9 protein-coding genes and 3 pseudogenes are annotated in these 13,969 nt (G+C 67.1%); 9 read left to right on the top strand and 3 right to left on the bottom strand.

What is annotated here, in order from left to right; translation table 11 throughout:
• Nucleotides 1-2: 2 nt before the first annotated feature.
• The 5 genes and pseudogenes from HWX31_RS34140 to HWX31_RS34120 all read left to right on the top strand — a co-directional run.
• Nucleotides 3-524 (top strand): annotated as a pseudogene (locus tag HWX31_RS34140) (substrate binding domain-containing protein); the annotation flags it as partial.
• A 66-nt stretch (nucleotides 525-590) separates the two neighbouring features.
• A pseudogene (locus HWX31_RS34135) lies at nucleotides 591-695 on the top strand (SDR family oxidoreductase); the annotation flags it as partial.
• 356 nt (nucleotides 696-1,051) lie between these two features.
• Complete coding sequence (locus tag HWX31_RS34130; protein WP_174961572.1) at nucleotides 1,052-2,656, top strand: Re/Si-specific NAD(P)(+) transhydrogenase subunit alpha; 1,605 nt, start codon at nucleotides 1,052-1,054, stop codon at nucleotides 2,654-2,656.
• Nucleotides 2,657-2,669: 13 nt separating this feature from the next.
• Nucleotides 2,670-4,082 (top strand): Re/Si-specific NAD(P)(+) transhydrogenase subunit beta, encoded by a 1,413-nt coding sequence (gene pntB, locus HWX31_RS34125; protein ID WP_174961574.1) that lies wholly within the window; start codon nucleotides 2,670-2,672, stop codon nucleotides 4,080-4,082.
• Nucleotides 4,083-4,391: 309 nt separating this feature from the next.
• Nucleotides 4,392-5,468 (top strand): MBL fold metallo-hydrolase, encoded by a 1,077-nt coding sequence (locus tag HWX31_RS34120; RefSeq protein ID WP_174961576.1) that lies wholly within the window; start codon nucleotides 4,392-4,394, stop codon nucleotides 5,466-5,468.
• 63 nt (nucleotides 5,469-5,531) lie between these two features.
• On the opposite strand, the gene HWX31_RS34115 is transcribed toward HWX31_RS34120, so the two are convergent.
• Complete coding sequence (locus HWX31_RS34115; protein WP_080403647.1) at nucleotides 5,532-6,137, bottom strand: c-type cytochrome; 606 nt, start codon at nucleotides 6,135-6,137, stop codon at nucleotides 5,532-5,534.
• Between the two features lie 258 nt (nucleotides 6,138-6,395).
• The gene (pdxR, locus tag HWX31_RS34110; RefSeq protein WP_174961578.1) at nucleotides 6,396-7,910 is read right to left on the bottom strand and encodes a MocR-like pyridoxine biosynthesis transcription factor PdxR; all 1,515 of its coding nucleotides are present in this window, start codon (nucleotides 7,908-7,910) and stop codon (nucleotides 6,396-6,398) included.
• A 343-nt stretch (nucleotides 7,911-8,253) separates the two neighbouring features.
• Between pdxR and HWX31_RS34105 the strand changes: the two genes are divergently transcribed.
• The 4 genes from HWX31_RS34105 (at nucleotide 8,254) to yjfF (ending at nucleotide 12,992) form a co-directional block, all read left to right on the top strand.
• Nucleotides 8,254-9,216, top strand: coding sequence for an ABC transporter substrate-binding protein (locus HWX31_RS34105; protein WP_174961580.1), 963 nt, complete (start codon nucleotides 8,254-8,256; stop codon nucleotides 9,214-9,216).
• Nucleotides 9,217-9,277: 61 nt separating this feature from the next.
• Nucleotides 9,278-10,792, top strand: a complete 1,515-nt coding sequence (locus HWX31_RS34100) for a sugar ABC transporter ATP-binding protein (RefSeq protein WP_174961582.1) — start codon at nucleotides 9,278-9,280, stop codon at nucleotides 10,790-10,792.
• On the top strand, nucleotides 10,789-11,829 hold the full coding sequence (locus HWX31_RS34095) for an ABC transporter permease (protein ID WP_174961584.1): 1,041 nt from the start codon (nucleotides 10,789-10,791) through the stop codon (nucleotides 11,827-11,829). Before HWX31_RS34100 ends, HWX31_RS34095 begins: the two co-directional genes overlap by 4 nt.
• A complete protein-coding gene (gene yjfF / locus HWX31_RS34090) occupies nucleotides 11,826-12,992 on the top strand; it encodes a galactofuranose ABC transporter, permease protein YjfF (RefSeq protein WP_244143925.1) in 1,167 nt (388 codons plus the stop codon). The genes HWX31_RS34095 and yjfF overlap by 4 nt, the downstream gene beginning before the upstream one ends.
• Here yjfF and HWX31_RS34085 read toward each other — a convergent pair.
• A pseudogene (locus tag HWX31_RS34085) lies at nucleotides 12,939-13,832 on the bottom strand (aldose epimerase family protein); the annotation flags it as partial. The gene yjfF and the pseudogene HWX31_RS34085 sit on opposite strands and share 54 nt — an antisense overlap.
• Between the last annotated feature and the right edge of the window lie 137 nt (nucleotides 13,833-13,969).

Below are 13,969 nucleotides of genomic sequence, written 5' to 3'. Positions count from 1 at the left end.
TCGGACGCATCGAGGACTCCAGCATCATTGCCCGGCAACTGGTTCCGATGCAGATGGCGCTCTGCGCGGCGCCGTCGTATGTGGCCAGGTATGGCCTCCCGCAGAGCCTGGAGGAATTGGGCCGGCACGAGTGCATCAATTTCCGTTTTGCCGGCGGTCGCGTATTCGAATGGGAATTCAACGTCGACGGCCGCGTGCAAAAGTACCTGCCGACGGCCCGCCTCACGTTCAACGACGCGGATCTGGTGTTGCGCGCGGTTCTGAACGGATCGGGCATTGCGCAGATGGCGGGTTATCAGATACGCGACCACGTCGCATCGAACGAACTCGTTGTCGCGCTGGCGAACCATGTGCCGGAAGATCGCGGCCACTATATCTGCTATCTCAGCCGGCAACATCTTCCGACGCGCATTCGGACCTTCGTCGACTTCATGACCGAGCAGATACGCGCACTCGACCTGAACTGCACGACGCGGTTCAACCCGGATATCGCGGACGCTTCATCGGCGGGACTGGCGGCGTGAAGCGTTCGTGAAGATGGGTTGTGCGTGGACGGAAGCACAAGTCACCACGGCTCTGAATCGCGACCCGCGGAAGACGTGGCTTGTGCCGTCGCGTTCGTCACTTCGCCGCAGGCGAGCTTCGTCACGGGACAAACGTTGTTCGTGTGCGGTGGCCTGTCGATCGGGTTTTAACGCTATTCCGGGCGCACGACACAACGGCCACACTCGAATCTGGTAGGGTGACGGTCCGGCGTGAGATTCTTGTGACGGTTACTACATGGGAATGGGCATGCCGGACTTCAGTTGCGCCCATGACCCGATCGCGGTCGCGCCGCAGGTCATGCGCAACCCGGAAGGGGATTCACGAATTGAATGCCGATCGATTCAAAAGATAAATTTCAGGAAGAGTCCGACACTCGATATGCTTGGCACCTCTGATCCGGTTGGCACGGCGCGAGAGCGAGATCATCCTCGTCGACCATTTCGAGTCCGGTAACTTGAAACGAAGGCCCGGATTCTTGCGACGGCCTCAACCGACAATTCACGATATGACATTACGGATTGGAATTCCTCTGGAGACAACCACCGGGGAACGGCGCGTGGCGAGCGTGCCCGAGGTGGTCGAGAAACTGATCAAGCTGGGGTTTTCGGTGGCCGTCCAAAGCGGCGCCGGTGCCGGCGCGAATTTTGACGACGCCGCCTATCACGCGGCCGGCGCCGAGGTCGTGGCTTCAGCCGCCGAACTTTGGTCCGGCAGCGACATCGTGTTCAAGGTGCGCCCCCCGAGCAGCGACGAAGTGGCGCTGATGCGCGACGGCGGCACGCTGATCGGCTTCGTCTGGCCCGCGCAGAACCCCGAGCTGATGCAGCAGCTGGCCGCCAAGCGGGCCACGGTGCTGGCGATCGATTCGCTGCCGCGCACCTTGTCGCGTGCCCAGAAGATGGATGCGCTCACGTCGATGGCCGGCATCAGCGGCTACCGCGCGGTGATCGAGGCCGCGCATGCGTTCGGCCGCTTCCTGAACGGCCAGGTCACCGCCGCCGGCAAGGTTCCGCCGGCCAAGGTCTTCATCGCCGGTGCCGGCGTGGCGGGGCTGGCTGCGATCGGCACCGCGGCCAGTCTCGGCGCGATCGTGCGCGCCAACGACACGCGCGCCGAAGTGGCCGATCAGGTCAAGTCGCTGGGCGGCGAGTTCGTCAAGGTCGACTACGAGGAAGAAGGCTCGGGCGGCGGCGGCTACGCGAAGGTGATGAGCGAAGGCTTCCAGCAGGCGCAGCGCGCGATGTACGCGCAGCAGGCCAAGGACGCCGACATCATCATCACCACCGCGCTGATTCCCGGCAAGCCGGCGCCGAAGCTGATCACCGCCGAGATGGTGCAGTCGATGAAGCCCGGCAGCGTGATCGTGGACATGGCGGCCGAGCAAGGCGGCAACTGCGAGCTCACGGTGCCCGGCGAGGCGGTGGTGCGCCACGGCGTGACGATCGTCGGCTATACGGATCTCGCATCGCGCCTGTCGCGGCAGTCGTCGACGCTGTATGCGACCAACCTGCTGCGCGTGATCGAGGAGCTGTGCAAGGCCAAGGACGGCACGATCAACGTCGACTTCGACGACGATGCGATCCGCGGCCTCACCGTGATCAAGGAAGGCAACGTCACGTGGCCGCCGCCGCCGATCAAGCAGGCGGCCGTCGCGCCCAAGCCCCAGGCGGCCGCGCCCGCGGCAGCCGCGCCGGCGAAGTCCAAAGGTCACGGCCACAGCGGCGAGCCGATGTCGGCCAAGGCGCTGGCCGTCGTGTTCGGCCTCGGCGCGCTGGCGTTCCTGCTGGTCGGCCAGTACGCGCCGTCCAGCTTCCTGTCGCACTTCACGGTGTTCGTGCTGGCCTGCTTCGTCGGCTACATGGTGATCTGGAACGTCACGCCGTCGCTGCACACGCCGCTGATGAGCGTGACCAACGCGATCTCGTCGATCATCGCGATCGGTGCGCTGGTGCAGGTCGCGCCTCCGCTGGGCGAACTGGCAGGCGGCGCGGGCGACCGGCCGTCGGGGCTGATCCTGGGCCTGGCGGTGGGCGCGCTGACGCTCACGGCCGTCAACATGTTCGGCGGCTTCGCGGTCACGCGGCGCATGCTGGCGATGTTCCGCAAATAAGGGGACGACAACCATGACTTCCAACCTGACTACCGTCTCCTACATCGGCGCGGCCATCCTCTTCATCCTCAGCCTCGGCGGGCTCGCCAATCCCGAGACCGCGCGGCGCGGCAACCTGCTCGGCATGATCGGGATGCTGATCGCCGTGCTCGCCACCGTGCTCGGTCCGCGCGTGTCGGCCGAGGGCATTCCGTACGTCGTCGCTGCGCTGGTCGTCGGCGGCGCCGTCGGCCTCATCGCCGCGAAGAAGGTGCAGATGACGCAGATGCCCGAGCTGGTGGCGCTGATGCACAGCCTGGTCGGCCTCGCGGCCTGCCTGGTGGGCTTCGCCAGCTACATCGATACGTCGGTGCAGTTCACCGGCGCCGAGAAGGCCATCCACGAAGTCGAGATCTACGTCGGCATCCTGATCGGCGCGGTGACCTTCGCGGGCTCGGTCGTCGCGTTCGGCAAGCTGTCGGGCAAGATCGGCGGCAAGCCGCTGCTGCTGCCGGCGCGGCACTGGCTCAACCTGGCCGCGCTGCTGGTGGTGATCGCCTATGGCCGCACGTTCCTGCATGCGGAGAGCATTCAGGACGGCATGACGCCGCTCGTCGTGATGACGGTGATCTCGCTGCTGTTCGGCGTGCACATGGTGATGGCGATCGGCGGCGCCGACATGCCGGTCGTGGTGTCGATGCTCAACAGCTACTCGGGCTGGGCGGCGGCGGCCACCGGCTTCATGCTCGGCAACGACCTGCTGATCGTGATCGGCGCGCTGGTGGGCTCGTCCGGTGCGATCCTGTCGTACATCATGTGCCGCGCGATGAACCGCAACTTCATCAGCGTGATCGCCGGCGGCTTCGGCAGCGGCGCGGGCGCACCGGCGGCAGCGGGCGGCGGCGCGCAGCCGGCCGGCGAGGCGGTCGCGGTGAGCGCGGCGGAGACGGCCGAGCTGCTGCGCGAAGCGAAGCGCGTGATCATCGTACCCGGCTATGGGATGGCCGTTGCACAGGCCCAGCACACGGTGTTCGAACTCACGAAGCTGCTGCGCGAAAAGGGCGTCGACGTGCGCTTTGCGATTCACCCGGTGGCAGGCCGCATGCCGGGGCACATGAACGTGCTGCTGGCCGAAGCCAAGGTGCCGTACGACATCGTGCTCGAGATGGACGAGATCAACGGCGACTTCCCCGAGGCCGACGTGTCGATGGTGATCGGCGCGAACGACATCGTGAACCCGGCGGCGCAGGACGACCCGGCGAGCCCGATCGCCGGCATGCCGGTGCTGGAAGTGTGGAAGGCGAAGACCTCGATCGTGATGAAGCGCAGCATGGCCTCGGGCTATGCCGGCGTGGACAACCCGCTCTTTTACAAGGACAACAACCGTATGTTGTTCGGCGACGCGAAGTCGATGCTGGGCGAGATCTTCGGGGTGCTGAAGGCCTGAGCGCGGCGACGTGCCATCCGCCATCCGCCCGCAACGCATTGCATGATGCGTTGCGGGCGGATGCGCATTTCAATTGACGAGGGCGCGTGCTCACGCGACCCCGGCACTACTGGTTTGCTTCGGCGCCGTCTCGATAGCTCGATGGACTGATCTCTTGATTCACGTCAATATGCGGTCGCCTGAAAGGTCGAAGTTGACGAGAGGCTGCTTTGATTTACTGCATTGATCGACTCGTGCGGCGAGGGAAACGTCCCGCAAAGCCCGACGTTGAATCCAGCCCGCACGCATCGATCAATCGGTGATACCGAAATGAGCGACGACACCCTGGTCACTCCGGTTGAGACCAGACCCGTTCTGGATTACCCGTGCGGCGAGGCGGAGGTACCAGGGGCGGCGCGCGAGGTTGCGCCCGGGGTGTCGTGGATGCGTATGCCGATGCCGCTCAGCCTGATGAGTCACGTCAATCTGTGGGCCGTGCGGGACGGCAACGGGTGGGCGGCTTTTGACACCGGACTGCAGACCGGCGACACCGCAGAGGCATGGCGGGGGCTCTTCGCCGATGGTGGTGCGCTGGCGCAGGGTGGACTGACACGGGTCTTCGTCACGCACGCGCACCCGGATCATAGTGGCTTGGCAGGATGGCTGACGCGAAAGTTCGGCTGCCGGCTCTGGATGACACGGACGGAATACCTGATGTGCCGCGTTGTCGCGGCCGATGTCGGTCGCGATATGCCCGACGACGTCGTGAACTTCTATAGAACGGCAGGCTGGGACGAAGATGCGATCGACGTCTGCCGCACTTGCTTCGGCGGCTTCGGCAAGTATATGTACGCGCCGCCGGACAGTTATCGGCGCGTGCGTGACGGCGACGAACTGCGCATCGGCGATCACGTGTGGCGCGTCGTCGTTGGCACCGGGCACTCGCCGGAGCATGCGTGCTTCCATTGTTCTGAATTAAAGCTGCTGATTTCGGGCGATCAGGTGCTGCCGCGTATTTCGCCCAACGTTTCCGTCATCCCGACCGAACCGGACGCCGATCCGATGGGCGGCTGGCTGGATTCAATCGACAAGATGCGGCGGGAGATACCCGATGATGTCCTGGTTTTGCCGGGTCACGACGAGCCGTTTCGCGGGCTCCACCGTCGGCTCGGCTATCTGAAGCGTAGCCAGCACCTTGCATTGAATCGCGTGCGGGAGGCGTTGCGGGAACCGAGGCGAGCAGTTGACGTATTTGCGCAGTTGTTCTCGCGTCCCATAGGGCGCGATCCCGATCTACTGGAGGTGGCCACCGGTGAGAGCATTGCGCATCTGAACTATCTGCTGCAGCGGGGCGAGGCCGAGATGAAACTCGATAACGGCGGCATCGCGTGGTACCGCATGAAATGACGCAGAATCTCTCATCTGGCTCGAATTGCGCTGACCGGATCCTTGCAGGGATCGTCGCCAACACTACTGCGCTTCGAGCCATGTGGCGACCGCTTTGGCGTCGTCGGCATCCAGTGTGTGAGCAACGGACGTCATGACGGGGGCATTGGCGCGCGTCCCGTTCTTGAAGAACTCGATCTGCCGAAGCAAGTAGTTATGGTGTTGTCCCGCAAGCCGCGGAAATACGCCGGCACCCTGGCCTTGCGCGCCGTGGCACGACGCGCATGCCGGGGTGCCCCGGTCCGGGGCGCCATGCTCGAAAATATCCTTCCCTCGCGCCATCAGCGCGGCGTCGCCTGCGTTGCCATGCACCGGCTGCTGATGCGAGTAATAGTCGGCAAGCGATGCGATCGTCACATCGTCGAGCCGCGACGCGATGCCCCACATATACGCGCGCGCATGCGTCTCGCCCCGCGTGTGCTCGCGGAAGCCCTTGAGCTGCATGGCGAGATATTCCGGTGTCTGAGCGCTCAAGCGCGGGAACATGGGTGATTCGCTGTGTCCGCGAGCACCGTGGCAAGTGGCACAGAGCTGCTGGGCGAGACGCTCCCCGTCCTCAGCGCGAGCGAGCAACGGGAAGCTGCCGATCGCGATGACGATCGGTAGCAGTGACAACGGCAAGAGACGCATCTTCTTCACCTTTCCTTGCTGCCGGCCGAACCGCGGTGCAACCACACGACAGGCATCGGTCGCTTGCTTCGACACCAATGTTTTCCATAGCTGGCCAATGCTTGCAGTGTGAGAGTGCCGGAAGACGGCAATCTTGATTCAAGTCAAAAGCGAAAATATTTCGACGTCCTCGCCGTCCGGGGCGATCGCATGTTTCCCGTCGGACACCCATCCGGACCCTGGCGCGCACCGACGCATGCGGTTGCCGCGTACCGCGCGTCAGCGGCCCAGGCACGCGCGCAGCGTTTGCGCGTGACGGTGCGCTTCGGCCGCATCGGCGATGTTCGCGAACCCGATGATGAGGCCGCGCGGCGTTTGCCGCGTGTGGCTGTTCGTGTACCAGATCGACAGCGGCAACACCGCGAGCCCCGCGTCGCGGGCGCGCGCGGCAACGGCGACGTCGTCGACCGGCCCTTCGGGCCCGTCGACGAACCGCACCGCGAACTGGATGCCGCCGGACGGCAATTCGACGATCAGCCGCTCGCCGAACGCCTGCCGTAATGCGTGCACGATCAGCGTGCGTCGCTCGCCGTACAGCGTGCGCATGCGCTTCAGATGCCGGGCAAAGTGCCCCTGCTCGATGAAATCCGCCAGGGCCGCCTGCAACAGCGTCGGCGAGCCGGCATTCATGCTGCACGCCACGCGTTCGACGCGCTCCACCGCGCGCTCCGGCACGACCGCGTACGCAAGCCGCAAGCCGGGGTACATCGCCTTGCTGAAGGTGCTGCAATAGATCACGCGATCCCGCCGGTCGAGACTCTTCAACGCGGGCAGCGGGCGGCCGAGATAGCGAAACTCGCTGTCGTAGTCGTCCTCGACGATCCAGCCCGACGTTTTTTCAGCCCAATCCAGCAATGCGATACGCCGGGAAAGCGACAGCGTGTGCCCGAGCGGGCTCTGATGCGACGGCGTCACCAGCGCGAAGCGTGCGTGCGCGTCCAGTTGCATGCCGCGTTCGACGTCGATCCCGTCGGCGTCCACCGGCACCGGGACGAATTGCACCCCGGTCTCGGACAGGAAGCTGCGTGCGAGCAGATAGCCGGGATCCTCGAACCAGATGCGGTCGTCGGGACGCGCGAGGCTGCGCAGCACGAGTTCCAGCGTGGCACGGTAGCCGCTGGTGATGAACACCTGTTCCGGCATGCAGGTGACGCCGCGCGACAAGCCCAGATAGGTGGCGATGTGTTCGCGCAGCGGCCGGTAACCGGCCGGATGCGGATAGCCCAGCAATGTGCGTTCGCCGCTGCGCGCGCGCAGCGATACGAGCCGGTGCCATACCTTGCGCGGAAATGCGTCGAGCGCAGGGACCCCGGGTTGCAACGGGCGCGGCTCGCCGCTCATCGCGACGGCGATGGGCTGCGGGCGCTGCGCAGGCGGACTGTCGCGCGACATGCCCGGCGCCCGGAGCAAGTCGGCGTTTTCGACTTGCCATGCGTGTCCGTCGGGTCGCGCGGGCGCCGACCGCGTCAGCGATTTCGGCAGGGACGGCGATACGAACGTGCCTGCCGCGCCGCGCATTTGCAGATATCCCTCGTCGACCAGGATCGTGTAAGCCTGTTCGACGGTACCGCGTGCCGTGTTCAGCTGCGTCGCCAGACCGCGCAGCGCGGGGACGCGATCGCCGGGACGCAGGTGGCCCGCGGCGATCGCGGTCCTGAACCGCTCGCAAATCTGCAGATAGATCGGCAACTGATGTTGCCGGTCGATTTCGATGGTCAGTGTGGGCGTTTGCATGGACCAGTCCGATCGACGATTCCTGGTACTGATGGATAGGACATGATTCTTCCACAATTGCGCCACGCGATGCGACGGCCGACCAGTGGCTCGCCGCCGGAAGCTGATTCGCGTTCGCACGTCGATCCTCGCCCGCCGGCTTAGGTGTTTATACGAATGCTGATATCGATATCGCCTCAATCCAATATTTCATTGGAAGGTTATCGGACTTGCTCCTAGACTGATCCGGGGCCTGCATACCGGGCCGGCCGCGCGCGCCGGCCGGCTCGGCCCCGAACCGCGCCCGCGCCAAGCAGAAACAGAACAGCGCCGCGGCATACAACGACATCATCGGAGACGGACCATGACATTCATCTGGAAGCTGGCGGCCGGTGCGATCGTCGCCGCGGCGGCGGTACTCGCGCCGGGCGCGTTCGCGCAGCAAAAGCCGATCACGCTCGGGTTCTCGCAGGTCGGCGCGGAGAGCGCGTGGCGCACCGCGAACACCGTGTCGGTGAAGGGCGCGGCGAAGGACGCCGGCATCAACCTGAAGTTCTCGGACGCGCAGCAGAAGCAGGAGAACCAGATCCGCGCGATCCGCTCGTTCATCGCGCAGAAGGTCGACGTGATCGCGTTCTCGCCGGTCGTCGAATCGGGCTGGGAGCCCGTGCTGACCGAAGCGAAGGCCGCGCACATCCCGGTGATCCTGACCGACCGCGGCGTCGACGTGAAGGACCCGTCGCTGTACGTGACGATGATCGGTTCGGACTTCCTCGAGGAAGGGCGGCGCGCGGGGCACTGGCTGGAAGAGCGCTACAGGAACGACGCGGGCCCGGTCAACATCGTCGAGCTGCAGGGCACGGTCGGGTCGGCGCCGGCCAACGATCGCCGCGCGGGCCTGCTCGAAGTGATCAAAAGCAATCCGAAATTCAAGGTGATCGCGTCGCAGAGCGGCGACTTCACGCTCGCCGGCGGCAAGCAGGTGATGGAAGCGTTCGCGAAGACCTACGGCAAGCAGATCAACGTCGTCTACGCGCACAACGACGACATGGCGCTCGGCGCGATCCAGGCGATGGAGGAAGCCGGGATCAAGCCCGGCAAGGACGTGAGCGTCGTGTCGTTCGACGCGACGAAGGGCGGCTTCCAGGCGATGGTCGCCGGCAAGATCAACGTCGACGTCGAATGCAGCCCGCTGCTCGGCCCGCAACTGATGAGCGCGGTGAAGGACGTCGTCGCCGGCAAGCCGCTGCCCAAGCGGATCGTGACGAACGAGACGGTGTTCCCGATGAACGTCGCGGCGCAGGTGCTGCCGACCCGCAAGTACTGATGTCCTGCACGGGCCGCGGCGTCGCGACCGCCGGGACGGCAACCGCTTCGAGGGAGGGTTCATGACGCATCCGCCGGTGGTCGAGATGATCGACATCGACAAGGCGTTTCCGGGCGTTCGCGCGCTGCAGCGCGTGAGCTTCCGGCTGTTTCCGGGCGAGATCCACGCGCTGATGGGCCAGAACGGCGCGGGCAAGTCGACGCTGATCAACGTGCTCACCGGCGTGCATGCGCACGACGCGGGCGAGATTCGCGTCGGCGGCGCGCCCGTACGCTTCGCGGCGCCGCGCGAAGCCGAGGCGTCCGGCATCCGGACGCTCTACCAGGAAGTGAACCTGTGCGCGAACCTGTCGGTCGCCGAGAACATCTTCGCGGGCCGGCAGCCGATGCGGCGCGGCGCGATCGACTGGAAAGCGATCCATGCGCGCTCGCGCGCGGCGCTTGCCGAGCTCGACCTGTCGCTCGACGTCACGCGTTCGCTCGACGCCTATCCGATCGCCGTGCAGCAGATGGTCGCGATCGCGCGCGCCGTGTCGGTCGACGCGCGCGTGCTGATTCTCGACGAGCCGACGTCGAGCCTCGACGACGGCGAGGTCGCACGGCTGTTCGACGTGCTGCGCCGGCTGAAGGCGTCGGGCATCGCGATCCTGTTCGTCACGCATTTCCTCGAGCAGACCTATGCGGTGTCCGACCGGATCACCGTGATGCGCAACGGCGAGCGCGAAGGCGAGTACCTGGCGCGCGACCTGCCGGTCGATGCGCTGGTCGCGAAGATGACCGGCCGCGAGCGGATGTCCGACGCGCTGCGTGCGGGGGCGGCGGCCGCCGTGCCCGCCGCCGGCGCGGCCGTGCCGTTCCTGTCGATGCAGCGGGTCGGCCGGCGCGGGATGATGAGCGCGCTCGATCTCGACGTGCGGCCCGGCGAGATCGTCGGGCTGGCCGGACTGCTAGGCTCGGGGCGCACCGAAACCGCGCGGCTCGCGTTCGCCGCGGAGCGCACCGACACCGGCGCGATCGAGATCGACGGCGCGCGCAAGCGGCTGGCTTCGCCGCACGATGCGGTCCGGCAAGGGATCGCGTATTGCCCGGAGGACCGCAAGAAGGAGGGCATCGTCGCCGCGCTGTCGATCCGCGAGAACATCATCCTCGCGCTGCAGGCGCGGCGCGGCTGGTGGCGGCTGATCGGGCGTGCGCGCCAGCGCGAGATCGCCGACACGTATATCGCGCGGCTCGGCATCAAGGCGCGCGACGCGGAGCAGCCGATCGGACTGCTGTCGGGCGGCAACCAGCAGAAGGTGCTGCTCGCGCGCTGGCTCGCGACGGACCCGAAGCTGCTGATCCTCGACGAACCGACGCGCGGCATCGACGTCGCCGCGAAATTCGACATCATGGAGCGCGTGCTCGCACTGTGCGCGCAAGGGCTCGCGATCCTGTTCATCTCGTCGGAGATCGGCGAGGTCGTGCGCGTGAGCCATCGGATCGCGGTGCTGCGCGACCGGCGCAAGGTGGCGGAACTGACCGGCGCCGACGCGTCCGAGGAGCAGGTTTACCGGCTGATCGCGGGAGGCCAGCCATGACGCGCGTGCGCACGCTGCTTCGTCATCCGCTTGCGTGGCCGGTGCTGACGCTCGCGCTGCTGTTCGCGCTCGACGTCGCGCATCGTCCGGGCTTCCTGTCGATCGCGCTGCTCGACGGCCACCTGTTCGGCGCGCCGATCGACATCCTGAACCGCGCGGCGCCGCTCGCGATCGTGTCGCTCGGGATGACGCTCGTGATCGCGACGCGCGGGATCGACATTTCCGTCGGCGCGATCGTCGCGATCGCCGGCGCGGCCGCGGCGATCGTGCTCGAAGCCGATCCGTCGCGGGTCGGCGTGGCGCTCGCGGCCGCGCTCGGCGTCGGGCTGCTGGCGGGCGCGTGGAACGGCCTGCTCGTCGCGTTCGTCGGGATGCAGCCGATCATCGCGACGCTGATCCTGATGGTGGCGGGCCGCGGCGTCGCGCAACTGCTGACGGGCGGCCAGATCATCCCGATCGGCGCGCCCGGCTACCTCGCGCTCGGCGGCGGCTATCTCGCGACCGTACCGTGCGCGGTGTGGATCGCGCTCGCGACGATCGCCGCGACCGCGCTGCTGGTAAACCGCACGGCGCTCGGGCTGTTTATCCGCGCGATCGGCGTGAACCCGGTCGCGACGCGGCTCGTCGGGCTGCGCTCGGGTGCGGTCGTGTTCGGCGTGTATCTGTGCTCCGGCGTGATGGCGGCGCTCGCCGGCATCCTCGCGAGCTCGAACGTGCGCAGCGCCGACGGCAACAACGCGGGGCTGCTGCTCGAACTCGACGCGATCCTCGCGGTGACGCTCGGCGGCACGTCGCTGCTCGGCGGCCGCTTCAGCCTCGCCGGCTCCGTGCTCGGCGCGCTGATCATCCAGACGCTCACCTATACGACCTATTCGATCGGCGTGCCGCCGGAGGCGACGCTGGTCGTCAAGGCGATCGTCGTGATCGTCGTGACGCTGATCCAGTCCGACGCGGCGCGTGCGCTCGTGGTCCGCCAAGCGTCGCGGCTGCTGCCTTCCGCGCGTTCGCGCGCCACCCACGGAGCAACGCCCCGATGACCCGATTCCTTGGCCGGCTCGCCGACCCGCGCACGCTGCCGATCGTCGTGACGATCGTGCTGTTCGCCGCGCTGTTCGGCTTCGGGTCCGTGATGTACACGGGCTTCTTCTCGATGCAGGTGCTCACCGGCCTGCTCGTCGATAACGCGTTCCTGCTGATCGTCGCGATCGGGATGACCTTCGTGATCGTGTCGGGCGGCATCGACCTGTCGGTCGGCTCGGTCGTCGCGCTGACGACGATCTTCTGCGCGGTCGGCGCCGAGCGGCTGCACTGGCCGGTGTGGATCATCGTGCCGCTCGTGCTCGCGTTCGGCGCGCTGTACGGCGCGGCGATGGGCGCGCTGATCCATTATTTCCGGCTGCAGCCGTTCATCGTCACGTTGGCCGGGATGTTTCTCGCGCGCGGCGCGTGCTTCCTGATCACGACGCAGTCGATCACGATCAACGAGCCGACGTTTCATGCGATCGCGGGCATCAGCGTGCCGATCGGCGGCGGCACGCTGAGCGCGGGCGCGCTGATCGCGCTCGCGACGCTGGCCGCCGCGATCTACGTCGCGCATTTCACGCGTTTCGGCCGCAACGTGTATGCGATCGGCGGCAACGAGCGCTCGGCGCTGCTGATGGGGCTGCCGGTCGCGCGCACGAAGATCGGCGTCTATGCGCTGAGCGGGCTGTGCTCGGCGCTCGGCGGCGTGGTGTTCACGCTGTACGTGCTGTCCGGCTATGGGCTGCAGGGGCAGGGGATGGAGCTCGACGCGATCGCCGCGACCGTGATCGGCGGCACGCTGCTCACCGGCGGCGTGGGCTACGTGATCGGCTCGGTGTTCGGCGTCGGCATCCTCGGCACGATCCAGGTGCTGATCACGTTCGACGGCACGTTGAGCTCGTGGTGGACGCGGATCGTGATCGGCGCGCTGCTGTGCGTGTTCTGCCTGCTGCAGCGGATCATCGAGCGGCACGCGGCGCGGCGGCGCACGGGCGGCACGGGGCTTGGCGCGCAGCGGCCGCCGGCGCGTGTCGAAGGCGGCCGGCGCGCGCTACGCGTGAACCGCGACCCGGTACGCCGTCGTTTGACGATACAGCGCGCCCGGACGCAGGATGACGTCGTCGCGCAGGCCGGCCATGTTGACCTGATCCGGAAAGCCGCCGGCTTCGACGCATAGCGCGGCGTGTCGCGCGCAACGCGTGCCGCCGCTCACGCGCACGCCGTCCAGATAGTTGCCGGTATAGAGCTGCAGGCCGCGCTGATCGGTCGACACGACCAGCTCGCGGCCGCTTTCCGGATCGTAGATGCGCGCGACCGGCCTGACCGCACCCGCGCCGTCGCGCAGCACGAAGCAGTGATCGAAGCCGCGCGCCCGCGTGAGTTGCGCATGAGGCCAGTCGAGGCGCGCGCCGAGCGGCGCGCTGTGCCGGAAATCGAAAGCCGTGCCGGTCACGTCCGCGGCGCCGGTCGGGATCAGCGCGTCGTCGACTTCGAGGAACGCGTCGGCGTCGATGCTCAGCACGTGGCCGCGCACGTCGCCGCCCGCGCGGCCGCTGAGGTTGAAATAGCTGTGATTCGTGAGGTTGAGCGGCGACGGCGCATCGGCGACGCCGGTGTAGTCGATCGTCAGCGTGCCGTCGTCGTCGAGCGCGTAGCGAACCTGCACGCTCACGTTGCCCGGAAAGCCCGCGTCGCCTTCGGGCGAATCGAGCCGCAGCGTCAGCCCGCCGCAGTCGTCGACGACTTCCCAGCGCTGGCGATGAAAGCCGCTCGCGCCGCCGTGCAGCAGATTGCCGTTCTCGTTGCGATCGAGCAGGTAGTCGACGCCGTCGAGCGTGATGCGCGCGCCGGCGATCCGGTTCGCCCAGCGGCCGATCGTCGCGCCGAGGTAGACGCCCGATTCGACGTACTCCGCGGGCGTGTCGTGCGCGAGCACGATGTCGGCGAAGCGTCCGGTGCGGTCGGGCGCGAGCCACGACACGACGGTCGCGCCGAGGTCGCTGACGACGACGCGCATCCCGTGCGCGTTGCGCAGCGTGTAGCGCCGCACCGTGTCGCCGTCGGGCAGCGTGCCCCACGGCTCGGACTGCACACGTGCGACGCCGGGCGTCAGGCGGGGGGAATCGGTATCGATGTGCATGGGCGGATTCGATG

Source organism: Burkholderia ubonensis, assembly GCF_902833085.1.
Classification (GTDB): Bacteria; Pseudomonadota; Gammaproteobacteria; order Burkholderiales; family Burkholderiaceae; genus Burkholderia; species Burkholderia ubonensis.
This window is presented reverse-complemented; position numbering and strand designations above follow the sequence as displayed.